This is a genomic window from Oceanobacillus sp. AG (assembly GCF_009746545.1).
Taxonomy (GTDB): Bacteria; Bacillota; Bacilli; order Bacillales; family Amphibacillaceae; genus Oceanobacillus; species Oceanobacillus indicireducens.
The window spans coordinates 1-16296 of the sequence record NZ_WOWT01000049.1 but is presented as its reverse complement, the minus strand read 5'-3'; the positions used below and the strand labels follow the sequence as shown (position 1 = coordinate 16296).

General features: G+C 40.1%; 19 protein-coding genes, 1 tRNA gene and 1 other annotated feature. Of the genes, 16 read left to right on the top strand and 4 right to left on the bottom strand.

All coding sequences use genetic code 11. The features are described from left to right. Nucleotides 1–425: 425 nt before the first annotated feature. From GN217_RS17900 to GN217_RS17865, 8 genes are all read left to right on the top strand, one after another. Entirely contained in the window at nucleotides 426–1085 is a 660-nt protein-coding gene (locus tag GN217_RS17900) for a YkyA family protein (RefSeq protein ID WP_156858003.1), read from the top strand. A 417-nt stretch (nucleotides 1086–1502) separates the two neighbouring features. After that, the gene (pdhA, locus tag GN217_RS17895) at nucleotides 1503–2546 is read left to right on the top strand and encodes a pyruvate dehydrogenase (acetyl-transferring) E1 component subunit alpha (protein WP_198042718.1); all 1044 of its coding nucleotides are present in this window, start codon (nucleotides 1503–1505) and stop codon (nucleotides 2544–2546) included. Nucleotides 2547–2549: 3 nt separating this feature from the next. Next, nucleotides 2550–3527 (top strand): alpha-ketoacid dehydrogenase subunit beta, encoded by a 978-nt coding sequence (locus GN217_RS17890; protein ID WP_156858001.1) that lies wholly within the window; start codon nucleotides 2550–2552, stop codon nucleotides 3525–3527. 23 nt (nucleotides 3528–3550) lie between these two features. Further along, nucleotides 3551–4831 carry a dihydrolipoamide acetyltransferase family protein gene (locus tag GN217_RS17885; RefSeq protein ID WP_156858000.1) on the top strand — a complete coding sequence of 427 codons (1281 nt, stop codon included), beginning with the start codon at nucleotides 3551–3553 and terminating at the stop codon, nucleotides 4829–4831. Between the two features lie 4 nt (nucleotides 4832–4835). Further along, entirely contained in the window at nucleotides 4836–6242 is a 1407-nt protein-coding gene (lpdA, locus tag GN217_RS17880; protein WP_156857999.1) for a dihydrolipoyl dehydrogenase, read from the top strand. A 600-nt stretch (nucleotides 6243–6842) separates the two neighbouring features. Next, a complete protein-coding gene (locus GN217_RS17875) occupies nucleotides 6843–7730 on the top strand; it encodes a polysaccharide deacetylase family protein (RefSeq protein ID WP_156857998.1) in 888 nt (295 codons plus the stop codon). A 39-nt stretch (nucleotides 7731–7769) separates the two neighbouring features. After that, nucleotides 7770–8726: an NAD(P)H-dependent flavin oxidoreductase gene (locus tag GN217_RS17870; protein WP_156857997.1), complete on the top strand. Its 957-nt coding sequence runs from the start codon at nucleotides 7770–7772 to the stop codon at nucleotides 8724–8726. Between the two features lie 9 nt (nucleotides 8727–8735). After that, nucleotides 8736–9002, top strand: a complete 267-nt coding sequence (locus GN217_RS17865) for a UPF0223 family protein (RefSeq protein WP_156857996.1) — start codon at nucleotides 8736–8738, stop codon at nucleotides 9000–9002. Nucleotides 9003–9037: 35 nt separating this feature from the next. Here GN217_RS17865 and GN217_RS17860 read toward each other — a convergent pair whose 3' ends face one another. Then, nucleotides 9038–9655 (bottom strand): YktB family protein, encoded by a 618-nt coding sequence (locus tag GN217_RS17860; protein WP_156857995.1) that lies wholly within the window; start codon nucleotides 9653–9655, stop codon nucleotides 9038–9040. A gap of 1032 nt (nucleotides 9656–10687) precedes the next feature. Between GN217_RS17860 and GN217_RS17855 the strand changes: the two genes are divergently transcribed. Together GN217_RS17855 and GN217_RS17850 are read left to right on the top strand one after the other, a co-directional pair. Next, on the top strand, nucleotides 10688–10888 hold the full coding sequence (locus tag GN217_RS17855) for a hypothetical protein (RefSeq protein WP_156857994.1): 201 nt from the start codon (nucleotides 10688–10690) through the stop codon (nucleotides 10886–10888). 130 nt (nucleotides 10889–11018) lie between these two features. Continuing rightward, a complete protein-coding gene (locus GN217_RS17850) occupies nucleotides 11019–11825 on the top strand; it encodes an inositol monophosphatase family protein (RefSeq protein WP_156857993.1) in 807 nt (268 codons plus the stop codon). A 14-nt stretch (nucleotides 11826–11839) separates the two neighbouring features. Here GN217_RS17850 and GN217_RS17845 read toward each other — a convergent pair whose 3' ends face one another. Beyond that, the gene (locus tag GN217_RS17845; protein ID WP_156857992.1) at nucleotides 11840–12010 is read right to left on the bottom strand and encodes a DUF5325 family protein; all 171 of its coding nucleotides are present in this window, start codon (nucleotides 12008–12010) and stop codon (nucleotides 11840–11842) included. Nucleotides 12011–12228: 218 nt separating this feature from the next. Next, nucleotides 12229–12362: a sequence feature (ribosomal protein L20 leader region), on the top strand. 19 nt (nucleotides 12363–12381) lie between these two features. On the opposite strand from GN217_RS17845, the gene infC reads away from it, so the two are divergent. From infC to GN217_RS17820, 5 genes are all read left to right on the top strand, one after another. After that, entirely contained in the window at nucleotides 12382–12936 is a 555-nt protein-coding gene (gene infC, locus GN217_RS17840) for a translation initiation factor IF-3 (RefSeq protein WP_156858005.1), read from the top strand. A 58-nt stretch (nucleotides 12937–12994) separates the two neighbouring features. After that, a complete protein-coding gene (gene rpmI, locus GN217_RS17835; protein ID WP_156857991.1) occupies nucleotides 12995–13186 on the top strand; it encodes a 50S ribosomal protein L35 in 192 nt (63 codons plus the stop codon). A 56-nt stretch (nucleotides 13187–13242) separates the two neighbouring features. Then, a complete protein-coding gene (gene rplT / locus GN217_RS17830) occupies nucleotides 13243–13602 on the top strand; it encodes a 50S ribosomal protein L20 (protein WP_156857990.1) in 360 nt (119 codons plus the stop codon). A gap of 380 nt (nucleotides 13603–13982) precedes the next feature. Next, nucleotides 13983–14255 carry a DUF1294 domain-containing protein gene (locus GN217_RS17825; RefSeq protein ID WP_232334496.1) on the top strand — a complete coding sequence of 91 codons (273 nt, stop codon included), beginning with the start codon at nucleotides 13983–13985 and terminating at the stop codon, nucleotides 14253–14255. 59 nt (nucleotides 14256–14314) lie between these two features. Continuing rightward, on the top strand, nucleotides 14315–14908 hold the full coding sequence (locus GN217_RS17820) for a TVP38/TMEM64 family protein (protein WP_156857989.1): 594 nt from the start codon (nucleotides 14315–14317) through the stop codon (nucleotides 14906–14908). A gap of 13 nt (nucleotides 14909–14921) precedes the next feature. On the opposite strand, the gene GN217_RS17815 is transcribed toward GN217_RS17820, so the two are convergent. After that, nucleotides 14922–15314, bottom strand: coding sequence for a sigma-w pathway protein ysdB (locus GN217_RS17815; protein WP_156857988.1), 393 nt, complete (start codon nucleotides 15312–15314; stop codon nucleotides 14922–14924). Between the two features lie 101 nt (nucleotides 15315–15415). Between GN217_RS17815 and GN217_RS17810 the strand changes: the two genes are divergently transcribed. Then, nucleotides 15416–15901, top strand: coding sequence for a dUTP diphosphatase (locus GN217_RS17810; RefSeq protein ID WP_156857987.1), 486 nt, complete (start codon nucleotides 15416–15418; stop codon nucleotides 15899–15901). Between the two features lie 120 nt (nucleotides 15902–16021). On the opposite strand, the gene GN217_RS17805 is transcribed toward GN217_RS17810, so the two are convergent. Beyond that, nucleotides 16022–16094: transfer RNA gene (locus GN217_RS17805), tRNA-Lys, on the bottom strand. Nucleotides 16095–16296: the final 202 nt, after the last annotated feature.

Below are 16296 nucleotides of genomic sequence, written 5' to 3'. Positions count from 1 at the left end.
CCTTATCATAACGGAATAATTTCTTTTTAAAATAATCCTTTAGACCAGTTCAGTTGCCCGGCGGACGGTGACTCCTACGGGAAAAGCACGAGTCCAGACCTGAGCAGGAAGCGGTTTTCTTCCGAGGCAGACTAAGTTCGCCACGTCCTGTGGCAACGTCTGCATTAGCACGTCCTGTGCGTCGAGGCTTCGGCCGTGCCTTAGGATGCGCATCCGTCCGCCGGGCAACTGAACGGTAATTAGAACGCCAATATGATGAATGCACAAAACACTTACGCTGAATGAAAGAATAAGCACAAAAGTATATCCGTTATTTTTCTGTAGGGGGGATGATTCTAATCGATAATTGTCTATCGATTCGGGCTGAATTTATGATATACTCTAAAAACATACTTATGAATTAGATGTTTAGGAGGTTACAGAACATGTTGTGGAAGAAAAGGATTCTTATATTTGGATTATTGCTTATCATCTTATCGGCATGCAGCAGTGAAAGTACAGAAGAGAAGATACATACACACTTAGAGGAAACTGTCCTGCTGGAACAAGAGTTCGAGGCTCAACAAAGTGAGATTACCGAACTTGAAAAGCAAGAACAAGAAATTTATGCTAAAGTGATTGATCTAGGAATGGATGACTTCGAGGAAATTACGCAGCTCTCCCAAGATGCTATTACAATAATAGAAGAGCGCGGTGAAAAGATTGACACTGAACGCGAAAGTATAAACGGAGCAAAAGAGGAGTTCCAATCGATTGAAGCACTTCTTGAAGACCTTGAAGAAGGAGATGCTCAAACGAAGGGTGAGGAAATGTATCAGACAATGATAGAACGTTACGATACATATGATGAGCTTTATGAAGCGTATAAAGAGTCACTCAACTTGGAAACGGAATTGTATACATTGCTTCAGGAAGAAGAAGTGGAACAAGATGAATTAAATGAACAGATTGAAAAAATAAATGAAAAATATGAACAAATATTAACTGCGAACGATGCTTTTAATGAATTGACAGTCGAGTATAACAACTTGAAACAAGATTTTTATGAAGCAGCTAATATGGAAGTTACATTTGAAGAAGAATAAGATGATAAAACCTTATGTAGGCGGAACAGGATGCATAAGGTTTATTTTTTTGCCCATTTTATCTATATAGATTAAAATAGTCCTGTATTAGTCGTTTTTGCAAAACTGTAATGGAACAGCAATGTAAAGAAACATTGGGTTATAACATGGTTTATTGATTAGGCTTACATCGATAAGGGTAGAGTGAAGTTAAAGTGTTTGACCTATTGAGGAATTTAAGCTAATATTTAATAGTACACGATTTGTACTAGTTTTTTTGCGGAAATCTATATAACAGTTCCTTGGTGAGGATATTCACCATTAGTTGTTGCGCGTGAATGCAATGGGAGTGTTTGCTTCCGATGACAATATTTTATTAATAAAGGAGAGGTGACTACCTTGAAACATGTATTAAAAGATGTTGAGAGTAAGTTCGAAATGTTCCAGATTCTAAACGAAGATGGAGAAGTTGTTAATGAAAAGGCCATGCCTAAGTTATCTGATGATGAGCTAAAAGAGTTGATGCGTCGGATGGTTTACACACGAATTCTTGATCAACGTTCAATCGCACTTAACCGTCAAGGACGTTTAGGTTTCTATGCACCGACAGCGGGTCAGGAAGCTTCACAGTTAGCGAGTCATTTTGCGCTAGAGAAAGAAGACTTCATTTTACCAGGATATCGTGATGTACCACAGCTTATTTGGCATGGTTTACCACTGTATCAGGCATTCTTATTCTCGAAAGGTCATTTCCATGGAAACCAATACGAGGATGGCTTGAATGCATTAGCTCCGCAAATTATTATCGGTGCGCAGTACGTACAAGCTGCTGGTGTTGCACTTGGTATGAAATTACGTGGATCGAAAAATGTGGCGATTACTTATACTGGTGACGGTGGAACATCTCAAGGCGACTTCTATGAAGGTATCAACATGGCGGGTGCTTACCAAGCTCCGGCAATCTTTGTTGTTCAAAACAACCGCTTTGCAATCTCTGTACCGGTAGAAAAGCAAACGGCCGCGAAAACATTAGCGCAGAAAGCTGTGGCTGCTGGTATCGAAGGAATTCAAGTGGATGGAATGGACGTGCTTGCAGTTTATGCAGCAACTAAAGATGCGCGCGACCGTGCTGTTAAAGGTGAAGGTCCAACATTGATTGAGACATTGACATATCGTTTCGGTCCACACACGATGTCAGGTGACGATCCAACTCGTTATCGTTCCGAAGACTTGGATAAAGAGTGGGAGAAGAAAGATCCACTTGTACGTTTCCGTAAGTTCTTGGAAGGAAAGAAACTATGGAGCGAAGAAGACGAGAACAGAGTAATTGAAGAAGCAAGAGAAGATATCAAACAGGCGATTAAGAAAGCAGACCAATATCCGAAACAGAAAGTAACGGATTTAATTAATAATATGTATGAAGAGCTCCCACACAACTTACAGGAGCAGTTAGAATTTTATGAAGAAAAGGAGTCGAAATAAATCATGGCGCAAATGACAATGATTCAAGCAATTACAGACGCAATGCGTAACGAATTGAAGAATGATGAAAACGTACTTGTGTTCGGTGAAGACGTTGGACAAAACGGTGGAGTTTTCCGTGCGACAGAAGGATTGCAGGCAGAGTTTGGTGAAGAACGTGTATTTGATACTCCGCTTGCCGAGTCTGGTATCGGAGGACTTGCGATCGGTCTTACAACTCAAGGTTTTCGTCCAGTTCCGGAAATTCAATTTTTCGGCTTCTTATTTGAAGTAATGGACTCTATCAGCGGACAAATGGCTAGAATGCGTTACCGCTCTGGTGGTACGTACCAAGCTCCAATTACAGTTCGCGCACCATTTGGTGGAGGGGTTCACACACCTGAACTTCACGCGGACTCATTAGAAGGACTCGTTGCACAACAGCCAGGACTTAAAGTTGTCATTCCTTCCACTCCGTATGAAGCGAAAGGATTACTCATTTCTGCAATCCGTGATAATGATCCGGTAATTTTCCTGGAACATATGAAACTTTACCGTTCATTCCGTGAAGAAGTGCCGGAAGAAGAGTACACCGTTCCACTTGGAAAAGCAGCAGTGAAGCGCGAAGGTAAAGATGTTACATTAGTTGCCTACGGTGCAATGGTACACGCAGCGCTAAAAGCCGCTGATGAGCTTGCGGAAGATGGTATTGAAGCGGAAGTAATTGACTTACGTACGGTATCACCAATCGATTACGATACAATTCTTGCATCTGTTGAGAAGACAAACCGTGTCGTCGTTATCCAAGAAGCACAACGTCAAGCTGGAGTTGCAGCAAATGTAGTTGCGGAAATTCAAGAAAGAGCAATTCTGCACTTAGAAGCACCAGTATTACGTTTGACTGCTCCTGATACAGTATACCCGTTCTCAGAAGCGGAAGAAGTTTGGCTACCAAACCACAAAGATATTATAGAAAAAGTCAACCAAGTAATAAACTTCTAAAATCACCATAGGAGGTAGAGAAAATGGCATTTGAATTTAAATTTCCGGACATCGGTGAAGGAATCACGGAAGGCGAAATAGTAAAATGGTTCGTTAATGAAGGCGATGAGATTAGTGAAGACGATGTCCTTTGTGAAGTACAAAATGATAAAGCAGTTGTAGAAATTCCGGCACCAGTAGATGGTACAGTTAAGAAAATCTACGTTCAAGAAGGTGAAGTTGCGACAGTAGGAAATACTTTTGTTTCGTTTGATGCAGAGGGTTATGAGTCTGATGATAGTACGGAAGAAGGCCCTGCACAAACAGAGGAAGCAAAAGAAGAAGCGAAAACGGACAGCGCAAAACCAGCTCAAGCGGAAAGCGCAGATACAGACAGTGACGCAGTAGTCATCGCTATGCCTTCTGTGAGAAAACATGCACGTGAACAAGGCGTTAATATCAGAGAAGTTTCTGGAACAGGTAAGAATGGCCGTATTTTAAAAGAAGATATCGATGCGTTCGTAAGCGGAGATGCACAGCCAGCTGAAACTGTTACAGCAGAAACTGCCGAAGATACAAAAGCTGCTCCTAGTGCACAACAGGTTGCCGTTCCTGAAGGTGATTTCCCAGAAACACGCGAGAAAATGTCGAATATCCGTAAAGCTATTGCGAATGCAATGGTTAACTCGAAAACAAAAGCGCCTCATGTTACGTTAATGGACGAAATCGATGTAACAGAGCTTGTTGCACACCGTAAGAAATTTAAAGAAGTTGCAGCGGAGCAAGGTGTGAAACTAACATATCTTCCTTATGTTGTAAAAGCTTTAATTTCTGCATCGAAAAAATATCCTATCCTTAACTCTATTATCGATGATGCGACTGATGAGATTGTACAGAAACATTACTATAATATCGGTATTGCAGCTGACACGGATAGAGGATTGCTTGTTCCGGTTGTTAAGAATGCAGATAGAAAATCCATCTTTGAAATCTCGGCAGAAATCAACTCCTTGGCAGAAAAAGCTAGGGATGGTAAACTGAAACCTGAAGAGATGAGAGGAGCTTCGAACACAATTTCAAATATTGGTTCAGCTGGTGGACAATGGTTCACTCCAGTTCTAAACTACCCTGAAGCGGTTATTTTAGGAATTGGTAGAATTGCTGACAAGCCAATTGTACGTAACGGAGAAGTTGTTGTTGCTCCAGTACTTACATTATCTCTAAGCTTTGATCATCGTATCGTTGATGGTGCAACTGCACAACTTGCACTGAACCAAATTAAACGTGTACTAAATGATCCACAACTAATCATGATGGAGGCGTAAGAAGATGGTAGTAGGAGATTTTCCAGTAGAAGTAGACACACTTGTCGTTGGCGCTGGACCTGGGGGATATGTTGCTGCAATCCGTGCCGCTCAACTTGGACAGAAGGTAACAATTGTCGACAAAGGAGCGCTAGGCGGAGTTTGCTTAAACGTTGGATGTATTCCATCTAAGGCACTCATCACTGCTGGACAGAAGGCAGCTGAAGCACAAGGTATTGAAGAACTTGGTATTAAAGCAGAAAAAGTTTCTGTTGACTTTTCCAAAGTGCAAGAATGGAAAGACTCTGTCGTAAACAAACTTACGAGCGGTGTTGAAGGATTACTTAAAGGCAATAAAGTAGATATTGTAAGTGGTGAAGCATACTTTGTAGACAAAAACACTGCAAAGGTTATGGATGAAAAGAATTCACAAACGTATAAATTCAATAATTGCATCATTGCAACAGGATCTACACCAATTGAAATTCCAAGCTTCAAATTCTCTGATCGTGTACTTGATTCTACAGGTGCACTAAGCTTAAAAGAAATTCCTAAGAAGCTTGTTGTAATCGGTGGAGGTTATGTTGGAACGGAGCTAGGAACTGCCTTTGCCAACTTTGGTACTGAAGTTACGTTCCTTGAAGGTGCAAAAGATATCCTTGGCGGGTTTGAAAAACAAATGACACAAGTTGTGAAAAAACGTCTTAAGAAAAAAGGTGTTACCATTGTTACAGAAGCGGTGGCAAAAGGCGTTGAAGAAACAAAAGACGGTGTGAAAGTTACCTATGAAGCAAAAGGTAAAGAAGAAATTCTTGAAGCGGACTACGTACTTGTTACAGTCGGCCGTAAGCCAAATACGGAAGAAATCGGCTTAGAGCAAGTTGGCATCGAACTTGATGAGAGAGGCCGCGTTAAAACAGATAAGCAGTGTCGTACGTCTGTAGACAACATTTATGCGATTGGCGACATCACTGCAGGTCCGCCACTTGCCCATAAAGCTTCTTATGAAGGTAAAATAGCAGCAGAAGTAATCAGTGGCGAGAAGTCTGAAGTTGACTATATCGGTGTTCCTGCAGTAGCCTTTACGGAGCCGGAACTAGCAACTGTTGGATTATCTGAACAAGAAGCGAAAGATAAAGGCTTTAACGTAAAAGTCGGCAAATTCCCATTCGCAGCGAATGGACGTGCATTGGCCCTAAACGAAGCAGACGGTTTCTTGAAACTGATCACTCGTAAAGAAGACGGTCTTGTCCTCGGTGGTCAAATTGCTGGACCGAACGCAAGTGACATGATTTCTGAAATCGGCCTTGCGGTTGAATCTGGCATGACAGCCGAAGATATCGCATTAACCATCCATGCGCACCCGACACTAGGTGAAATTACGATGGAAGCTGCAGAAGTAGGACTTGGAAAACCAGTCCACATGCTATAAAAACAGAGAAAAATGACGGCTATTGAGTTAGCCGTCATTTTTTATTTGTCTAAGAAACTATAAAATAAAAATGCTGTGATAATTTAGTGATCCAGGTCTAGCCACGTCCGCTCTGCCCCAGCAACTATCAAACTTCACACTCCTCCGATCGATAAAGAAGACTTGCCAAGCGGTCTTTGTGAGGCCTAGTCGCCCTTATACCCTTGTGGTGAAAGCGGGCATCAACTCAAAACTAAAGGAGGGCCGCCTAAGTACGGGCTAAAGCCCAACTCACGTCTACCCCTAAAGGGGCATGTTTCCTTTATCTCATTCCGGTAAAAAGGAAGTTCGATTAAGTTCGCTCACGTATGGGGCAACATCGAACTTCCTCCCATCCTGGGAGGCACAGTTTGTACGTTGCTGCGACTACTGGATGTGCTAGTACAAATGCTCTTCGGTGGGACGAGTAATCGCAGTCCCAGGCGTTGCGTAACGAATCGCGTACTTAGCCTGTAAGGGCGCTTGCGCCTTTGCTCTTTAATACTGGAAAGTTTTTCATTGTCATCCATTCTAATCATTACTATAATGTAAACCAAAGAGAACATCAGGAGGATATGAAAAATGAAGCGATTAGTTTTCCTGCTTATTTTCGCGCTTGCTTTGTCAGCCTGCTCGGCAAATGAAGCAGAAGAGCCGGATGATTCGGCGAGTGAAGACACGAATCAACAAACAGAGGAAGAAATGGAACATAAAGATGAAAGAGCGGAGGAAGAGGAATCTGAGGAGGATGAAGAATCCGAAATAGAAGTAGACGCAGAAGCAGCGAATGAGCCAGAGTACTATGTAGCTGAGGATGCAAGTGTCGTCCCTTTAGAAGAAGATATCGATGAAAATGTTGTACTTTTAACGATTGATGATGCTCCAGCGGAATATGCTTTAGAAATGGCGGAAACATTACAGGATTTGGAAGCAGGTGCAATTTTCTTTGTGAATGGTCACTTCCTTGATACACCGGAAGAGGAAGAAGCCTTGAGACAACTCCATGAAATGGGATTTCCAATCGGGAATCATACGTATAATCATCCTTTAATCCCTGATTTACCAGAAGAAGAACAAAAAGAAGAGATAGTAAGTTTGAATGATCGAGTGGAAGAAATTATTGGAGAAAGACCGAAATTCTTCCGAGCTCCTAACGGGATGAATACGGACTATTCTGAGCAAATTGTTGCTGATGAAGGTATGATATTAATGAATTGGACATATGGATACGATTATTTCGAACCTTATATGGATGCGGATAAATTAGCTGAAGCGATGATTTCGGGTGAAGGTCCAGAAGTTGATGTCGATTATTCCTTGCTGAAGCCGGGAGCAAATTTATTAATGCATGACAGGGAATGGACGAATGAGGCGCTTGAGAGAATTGTTAATGGATTAAGAGACAGCGGGTATGAAATTGTTGATCCCCATCTTATTCAAACACTAGATGAAGCAAGTGAAAAAGAATAAATAATCATATGAAATGGAAATAAAGGGAGGAAAAAATTAATGGAGTTTGAAACTCGAGTAACAAAGTTGCTAAATATTAAATATCCTATCATCCAAGGAGGGCTTGCTTACTTAGCTTATTCCGACCTTGCCGCAGCCGTTTCTAATGCAGGTGGTCTCGGACAGATTACCGCGATGACGTTACCTTCACCAGAAGCATTACGCGAAGAAATACGAAAAGTGAAATCATTAACGGATAAACCGTTTGGAGTGAATTATGCAATTGGGCAACACGGCAGATCGTATGAAGATATGGTACAAGTTGCCATAGATGAGAAGGTTCCGGTTATTTCTGTCACTGGAGGTAATCCTAAGGGTGTGCTCGATATGGTAGATAATCATCCAATAAAGAAACTAGTCCTTGTAGCGGCTAGAAGACAGGCGAAGAAAGCGGAAGAACTCGGTGCAGACGCTGTGATGGTTGTTGGGCAGGAAGGCGGAGGGCATTTGGGGCGTTCCGATGTCGGTACCTTTATTCTTACACCACAGGTCGTTGATCATATATCAATACCAGTAATTGCCTCGGGTGGGATAGCCGATGGGCGAGGCTTTATGGCAGCGTTAAGCCTCGGAGCAGAGGGGATTGAAATGGGAACCCGCTTCATTGCAACGAAAGAGTGCCTTGCTCATGACAATTATAAACAAGCAATACTGGATGCGGAAGAAGAGGATACAACCGTTATTAAACGTTCAATTGGCGCTCCTGCCAGAGTGTTAAAGGGACCTTTTGCCGAGAAAATCCTTGAAATAGAAAAGCAGCAACAAGGGTATGAATCATTAAAGGATTACATAAGCGGAAAGGTTAATCATCACTATATCCAAGAAGGCGATGATACAGAAGGGTTTGGTTGGGCCGGACAATCTGCTGCAAGGATACATGATGTTCCGAGAGTGGAAAGTTTAATTCAGTCTCTTATAAAAGAAGCAACAGAAATACGTGAACAATGGGCAAAGTGAGGGAAATTTATGAGTTATTCCTATCCAATTGATGAAACGTGGTCACAGCAGGAAATCGTCGATGTCGTTAATTTTTTTAACCTAATTGAGCAAGCGTATGAGAAACAGGTTCGAAGGGATGACATTATTGCTCTATACCGACGCTTTAAGGAAATTGTCCCGTCTAAATCAGAGGAGAAACAATTATTCGCTACATTTACAAAAGCATCGGGCTATGCACCTTATCCTGTAGTGAAACAAGCAAGAAATTCAGAAGTGAAAAATATTCGAATGTAAAAATGCTGGGACATATGTTGCCGTCCCAGCATTTTTTAGCGTTCTTTTACAGCTAATTGATAGAAGGGGATGAGTTCATCGTAAGTCGAGATGATTGTATCGAGTAATTGCTGTCCGTCTTGAACCCGTTCATCATCCATCTTTAAGTTTCTGCCGATTAAAAACTCTGCTTTTTTCACATCGCGAAAACGTTCCAGCAGTGATTCCTCTAGTTCATCCAGGGCTATAGAGTTTTTCTTCATATGGTCTATTGAGATAACAAAATCACTTGGCAATTTTTTAATCGCTTCGAAGTTGTTTATAAAACTTTGAGCGATTTTTTGTTTGTTCGGTAATTCATAAACATGTGCCAGCCAGATAAAGACGCGGTCATCAAACAGGCCTACTTGAAAGTGTGGATGCTTTTTATAACCTCGTTTATTATCGCAAATTGCTAGCCATGTATCTTTTGGGGGATTAACTGTTCTTCTAGCGTGTTTTGCAATATGTAAATACATTTCATTTCCAAGCTTCATGGATAGATTATCTTTTAAAATTTCTCCGAGTTCTCGAAATTTCGGTTGAATGCGAGTTTGGATTGCTTCCATGCGTGCCTCCAAGCCATCGATATGAAATGTGTCAAAATCAGTTTGTTTAAAACCATTAAAATCCATTTGTGTCATCCTTTCTGATGAATGATAACTTAACTTTTGCACCTAAAATATGAACGTAAATCATCCTTAACAAGCATCTACAGTCTTTAAAATATGAACTTAAATATAATTAGTAAAAGGCATTTCAAAATAACAGATGGTTACTTTCATTCAGCGTAAGTATCTGGTTCGTTCACTAATTATGGCGTTCTAATCGCCGTTCAGTTGCCCGGTGGATGGATGCTTTCCGCGGGCACAGCCGAAGCCTCGACGCACAGGACGTGCTAATGCAGACGTTGCCACAGGACGTGGCGATCTTAGTCTGCCTCGGAAGAAAACCGCTTCCTGCGGGGTCTCCGGACTCGTGCTATTCCCGCAGGAGTCACCGTCCACCGGGCAACTGAACTGGTAGAGAGGATTATTATTAATGGAAAATATCCCACCATGATAGGTGCCCTCTTACTAAAATGAAAAGTAGTGCTCCAAACTTGGCCTTTTCTCGGAGCAGTCCAGACACCTCGAGACTCCTGCAGGAGGAAAGGCATAGGTGAGACCCCGCAGGGCGACAGCCCGAGGAGGCTCACCAGCCGCCTGCGGAAAGCGAGAGGTGTCTGGACTGCGGACCTCCGGAAGAAGGTTGCACTTACGCTGAATGAAAGTATAATACTACTTTTGGTTACTTTTGAAATAGAGTTGTTAGGAAAACAGAACAAACAGTTAGCATTTTGTCTGTAAGCCTAATCGATTGCTGGGCATACTAATTATATGAAGCGATAGCTAACGGTTTTAGACTGTGAAAGCCGAGTAATAATAATTATTAAGTAATGGATTCGATTTGTCAATGAATCGATATTACAGAGATGATTCGCTTGTATCTAAGGGGACAAACCCATTAAAATAGAGGTTTTTAGCTAATTGAATGTTTAAATTGTAAAGGATATGGGAAAACCTATTTTAAGAAGCTAGTTCTAAATATTGGCGAACTTCCTTTAAGAAATCTTCATAAACTAAATTAAAAGAGCCATCGTAATCACTTAGAGAGGTGTGATTAGAATGAAATATTTAATGCAAGCAATCGAAAAACAAGAAGCTAAACTTAAACTGCCGGTAATTCGAATGGAAATAGATTATGAATTAATGAATCTTTACGAAGCCATGGAGGCAGGAGATAAAACGGAAATGATCAAAGTTAAGCAGAGGCTTAGCTCGTTACGTCACCAGCTGATTGAAATTACAAAAAATGAAAATAAGTAAACAGGAGGACTTCGTATTTATTACGGTATCATTGCGGTGGTCAAATAAATACGAGGTCCTTTCATTATGACTTGGGCAGTACGTTTGGTACAATGAGGGGAAAAGAGAGAGATTTTGGGGGGATAGACACATGGATAAAATTAATCGAGACAAACTTTATCTGGACGCCAAAGCTTGGGTGTTGGAAGCTGGTGAACAGATAAGAAATAAAATAAATGAACCAAGAGTTATTGAAACGAAATCAAACCCGGATGATCTCGTAACTGAAATGGATAAACAAACAGAGAAGTTTCTTGTTGAGAAAATTAAAGCTACTTATTCAGATCATTATATTATTGGTGAGGAAGGATACGGCGATGAGCTTACTTCTTTACAAGGCACTGTCTGGATAATCGATCCAATCGATGGAACGATGAATTTTGTTCATCAGCAGAAGAACTTTGCGATTTCCGTCGCGGTCTTTCATGATGGAATTGGTGAAATTGGATTGATTTATGATGTGATGGCTGATGAATTGTACCATGCTAAGCGTTCCGAGGGTGCTTTTAAGAATGAGGAATTGTTGCCAGAACCGAGACAAGACTTAAAACTCGAAGAATCAATTGTTGATATGAACCATTATTTCCTCTGTCCGAATCGGATTGTTGATGAGAAAATTATGCATCAGATGATTCGCACTGTTCGAGGAAGCCGGACGTACGGTTCTGCGGCGCTTGAGCTAGCCTATGTTGCTGAGGGAATAATTGATGCCTATTTATCCATGCGTCTTGCTCCATGGGATATCGCGGCTGGTGTAGTGATCGTTAATGAAGTTGGAGGAAATGTGACAACATTAGACGGAGAAGAATTGAATATGCTTGGGAATAATTCTATTTTAGCATGTAATCCAAAAATTCAAGAACAATTACTTGCGTTTATAAAAAATGGCCGAAAGTGACTGTATGCACGCAGTCACTTTTGCTTTTTCTTGAGGGCAAGTCCATAACCCATCAAACCGAATGCGAGTAAGATGAATAAAATGATCAAGGGAACACTACGTAAAGCGATAGCGAATCCTACCGCTATAAACATAAAGACAACTAATAAGGCCAAACTAAAGAATTTCCAGTTAAACGTTTCCATGTTTACACCTCAATTTCTATTAACCATCTGTAGTATATCGAAAAACGAGGAATACTTCAAAGATGTAAAAAATATTTGCTTCTGTTATTTATCTATGCTACTATAAATAAGCAGTTTTTGCTGAGGAACGTATACAAGATTTCTGAAAGCCAGAAAGTACTTGACGAAGAGACTCAATCATGCTATAATTTAGTAGTTGAATGAGATTTATATGATCTAAAGACAAGCAGAAGCACCCGCTTCTCACCTGCTCGACACCATTTGTGTAGTTGACTGGTTTCTCTCAAGATATTAATGATTAATTGACAGGGAAACGTGTGGGTGCATTTTGTACCGACACTTTTTTTATGTGAGTAAATAGATTGTCTGAAATGATCAGCAACAAAAATATTCGGAGGTGGCTTGAGATTAGCAAAGAGAGTTTAAATGTAAATGAAAGAATCCGCGCAAGGGAAGTACGTCTAATCGATTCCAATGGTGAACAACTAGGTGTGAAATCGCATAAAGAAGCTATGCAAATTGCTCAAACGAGGAATTTAGACTTGGTTTTAGTGGCACCTAATGCAAAACCACCAGTTGCCCGTATTATGGATTACGGAAAATACCGTTTCGAAATGCAGAAGAAAGAAAAAGAAGCACGGAAGAAACAACGAGTTATTAACGTGAAAGAAGTACGGCTTACACCAGGAATTGGCGATCATGACTTTGAAACGAAACTGAAAAATGCTCGGAAATTCTTGGAAAAGGGCGACAAGGTGAAGGTAGCTGTGCGCTTCCGCGGAAGAGCTATTACTCATAAGGGGCTTGGCCGTGATGTCCTTGACCGCTTTGCTGAAGAAGTAAAAGATATTGCAATCGTTGAACAGAAGCCTAAGATGGAAGGGCGTAATATGTTCATGATGGTTGCGCCATCAACTGAAAAATAAGATACGTTATTTTCTTAGTAAGAAATACTGCTTAATTTTACTTTAGGAGGAAATTCGGATGCCAAAAATGAAAACCCACAGAGGGTCTCAAAAACGTTTTAAAAGAACTGGAACTGGAAAATTGAAAAGATCTCATGCATATACAAGTCACTTATTTGCAAACAAATCACAGAAACAAAAACGTAAACTTCGTAAAGGTGCGGTCGTTTCCCGTGGAGATCAAAGACGCATCGATTCCATGATTCCTTAAGTCATGGAAATACTGAAATAAATTTGGATTAGAATTGTACTAGGAGGGAATTTAAAATGGCACGTGTAAAAGGTGGAACAGTAACGCGCAAACGTCGTAAACGCGTCCTTAAATTAGCTAAAGGATATTATGGTTCAAAAAGTAATTTATTTAAAGTAGCAAAACAACAGGTGATGAAATCAGGTCAGTATGCATATCGTGACCGCAGACAAAAGAAACGTGATTTCCGTAAATTATGGATTGCACGTATTAACGCAGCTGCGCGTATGAATGATATGTCATACAGCAAATTAATGCATGGTTTGAAATTAGCTGGTGTTGATATTAACCGTAAGATGCTTTCTGAACTAGCGGTAAACGATGCACAAGCATTTACACAGTTAACGGATAAAGCTAAAGAAGCTTTAAGTAAATAATAAAAAGGTCAAATTCCAACTCAAACGGAATTTGACCTTTTTTAATTTCCCGAGGTCCGTAGTCCCGATGCCTTCCCACTGAATGTTAGTTGAACAGAATCAGGTACTTACGGACTGTATATCCCCCATCTTAACATTTTGGTTATCCCTCATGTTTAGAGGTGGGGGTATGACGGACCGTTAATACGTGATAAAGTGAAACTTCATTCAGTGGGGAATTTCTTCCCTCCTCACTGAATGTTAGTTGAACAGAATCAGGTACTTACGGACTGTATATCCCCCACCTTAACATTTTGGTTATCCCTCTTGTTCAGAGGTGGGGGTATTACAGACCGTTAATACGTGATAAAATTACAATATAATAGAAAGGGAGATTTTTTATGTATGATTCTATGTTGGTTTATGTTCTAGTTGTAAATATTTTTACGCTTTTTCTGATGAGAATTGATAAGCAGAAGGCGATCAAGCAACAGTTCCGTATTCCGGAAAGGACTTTCTTTCTGTTATCATTTTTAGGTGGTGCGCTCGGTACATATATCGGCATGCAACTGTTTCGTCATAAAACAAAACACGCATCGTTCACGGTTGGAATCCCAGTGCTTATCATTTGGAATGCTGGTGCTTTTATCTACCTATTCGTAAACATGTCATAATCGGCTCATTGCCTAACATATAATAAATGGTAAAGCGAATATGAAGAAGGAGGAGGAGCATGGAGGCATTAGGAGCGAATCTTCTCACCTATGTTGAGCTTGGCGGCTTGTTTGCACCAGTCCTATTCATTTGTTTTCATTTACTCCGACCATTATTTTTTATTCCTGTTGTTTTTATCTGTATCTCGGGCGGAATATTTTTCGGACCGTTTGCAGGTGGTTTGTATTCTTTAATCGGTATTACGTTATCAAGTATTTTATTTTATGGAATCTATACGAAAATGCCGAACGCTATGGATCGCATTTTTCGTATAAAGCAACGTTTGCTTGGAGACAACAAAGAACTTACAAAATCTCAAATTCTGTTACTTCGATTAGTGCCCTTTATTCATTTTCATTTATTATCCCTTTGTCTGATTGAAATTTCGTCCAGTTTCAGAGATTATACAAGAACTTCACTCCTTACAAACATTCCACTCGCCTTCATTTATACATCAATTGGCGGCACCTTTTCTACCTTGTCCCCTTATACAATCACCGGATTAATGGTACTTCTGCTTATCTTTCTCTATTTATTACGCAGGAAAGAAATCATTATCAAATGGCAGGATTTTTTCTCCATAGAACAACCAAAGCACACATCGAAAGCTTGATGTGTGCTCCTTTTTATTCTAAAGGGGTTAACACAAGTTCACTGATTGGATGTTTCCATTCAATTTTCGCATAAGGATAACGTATTAATAATTCATTTTCTAAAAAGTATAGATCTTCTCTCGTAATCCCATTCAATTCAATCGGATGGCAGACACTGACATGGATATTCGTTACTTCAAATGAATCTTCAGCAATACCGACATATTTTTCCCCGACAAACGTACAACCCTTATATACAAAACGTAAATTCTTTTTACTGTTCTTCGGTTCATCATCAAGGTAGAATTGCTTTAGGTCTTTAGCAATTCGTATCTTTCTATCCGAACTTCTCAAGTACTCAATCCAAGTATAAACAAGGAGAATAATTGCAAGCAGAATAAGAATGCGGAATAATAGTACAAGCATGTGTAATCGTCTCCTTACTTATTATATAATTCAAGTACGAAAGGAAGAGGGGAAAGGTTTCACTTTTAAAAAAAATATTAGATAAAATGAGGTGCAGAATATTGAATTGGGAAAAACTATATAACATGCAGCAGGAATTGGATAATTATATTGCCGATAATCATGAGTTGGAAGGGAAAGACTTATATCATGAAAGACATTTGGCTTTCCTTGTAGAGCTTGGGGAGCTTGCAAATGAAACTCGTTGCTTTAAATTTTGGAGTAAGAAGGCACCGAGTGAAAGGGAAGTAATTCTAGCGGAATATGTGGATGGGATTCATTTTCTCTTGTCAATCGGTTTAGAGAAGGGTTATCGATACGATAGTGGAGAAGCTGTTGGAACTGAAAATGAACGGACGAAACAATTTAATCACGTTTTTATCGTAGCAGCTGCTTTTAATCAGCATCCAACAGAAGAAGGGTACGTTCAATTGTTTGAGGAATTCATCCATTTAGGTAAATTGCTCGGATTTAACGAAAAAGATATTTATAATGCCTACTTGGAGAAAAACGAAATCAATTATGAACGGCAAGACCAAGGGTATTAAAAGGAACTATAAGTCCACCCATCCGCATCATGATAAGCAAAATTTATGGAAAATCTAATTTTTATTATGTAAATAAAAAAACGCCTAAACCCATATATATCAAAGGCTTAGGCGTTATTATGGGACATGTAGGGATCGAACCTACGACCCACTGATTAAGAGTCAGTTGCTCTACCGACTGAGCTAATGTCCCGTCAACTATTTAATGATATCATATAATAAAAAGAGATGCAAGACATTTATTAGCTTTTTTCTACTAAAAAAATCGTCCTAAATTGCAATATTAAATGCAACACTTTATGTGAAACCACTATATAAGGTTTTTATGTCAATTTGTTGATTGTGTGGCCTAGGCCACACAATCAACAAATTGCGCAAAATTTTCCTCCGGGGTC

Excerpts from the sequence above, each read along its gene's own strand:
- infC (WP_156858005.1), top strand. The coding sequence starts at position 12,382 with ATGATCAGCAACAAAAATATTCGGAGGTGGCTTGAGATTAGCAAAGAG.
- GN217_RS17890 (WP_156858001.1), top strand. The coding sequence starts at position 2,550 with ATGGCGCAAATGACAATGATTCAAGCAATTACAGACGCAATGCGTAAC.
- rplT (WP_156857990.1), top strand. The coding sequence starts at position 13,243 with ATGGCACGTGTAAAAGGTGGAACAGTAACGCGCAAACGTCGTAAACGC.
- rpmI (WP_156857991.1), top strand. The coding sequence starts at position 12,995 with ATGCCAAAAATGAAAACCCACAGAGGGTCTCAAAAACGTTTTAAAAGA.
- GN217_RS17815 (WP_156857988.1), bottom strand. The coding sequence starts at position 15,314 with ATGCTTGTACTATTATTCCGCATTCTTATTCTGCTTGCAATTATTCTC.
- GN217_RS17860 (WP_156857995.1), bottom strand. The coding sequence starts at position 9,655 with ATGGATTTTAATGGTTTTAAACAAACTGATTTTGACACATTTCATATC.
- GN217_RS17845 (WP_156857992.1), bottom strand. The coding sequence starts at position 12,010 with ATGGAAACGTTTAACTGGAAATTCTTTAGTTTGGCCTTATTAGTTGTC.
- GN217_RS17900 (WP_156858003.1), top strand. The coding sequence starts at position 426 with ATGTTGTGGAAGAAAAGGATTCTTATATTTGGATTATTGCTTATCATC.
- lpdA (WP_156857999.1), top strand. The coding sequence starts at position 4,836 with ATGGTAGTAGGAGATTTTCCAGTAGAAGTAGACACACTTGTCGTTGGC.
- GN217_RS17855 (WP_156857994.1), top strand. The coding sequence starts at position 10,688 with ATGAAATATTTAATGCAAGCAATCGAAAAACAAGAAGCTAAACTTAAA.
- GN217_RS17870 (WP_156857997.1), top strand. The coding sequence starts at position 7,770 with ATGGAGTTTGAAACTCGAGTAACAAAGTTGCTAAATATTAAATATCCT.
- GN217_RS17865 (WP_156857996.1), top strand. The coding sequence starts at position 8,736 with ATGAGTTATTCCTATCCAATTGATGAAACGTGGTCACAGCAGGAAATC.
- GN217_RS17875 (WP_156857998.1), top strand. The coding sequence starts at position 6,843 with ATGAAGCGATTAGTTTTCCTGCTTATTTTCGCGCTTGCTTTGTCAGCC.
- GN217_RS17850 (WP_156857993.1), top strand. The coding sequence starts at position 11,019 with ATGGATAAAATTAATCGAGACAAACTTTATCTGGACGCCAAAGCTTGG.
- GN217_RS17885 (WP_156858000.1), top strand. The coding sequence starts at position 3,551 with ATGGCATTTGAATTTAAATTTCCGGACATCGGTGAAGGAATCACGGAA.
- GN217_RS17825 (WP_232334496.1), top strand. The coding sequence starts at position 13,983 with ATGTATGATTCTATGTTGGTTTATGTTCTAGTTGTAAATATTTTTACG.
- pdhA (WP_198042718.1), top strand. The coding sequence starts at position 1,503 with ATGTTCCAGATTCTAAACGAAGATGGAGAAGTTGTTAATGAAAAGGCC.
- GN217_RS17820 (WP_156857989.1), top strand. The coding sequence starts at position 14,315 with ATGGAGGCATTAGGAGCGAATCTTCTCACCTATGTTGAGCTTGGCGGC.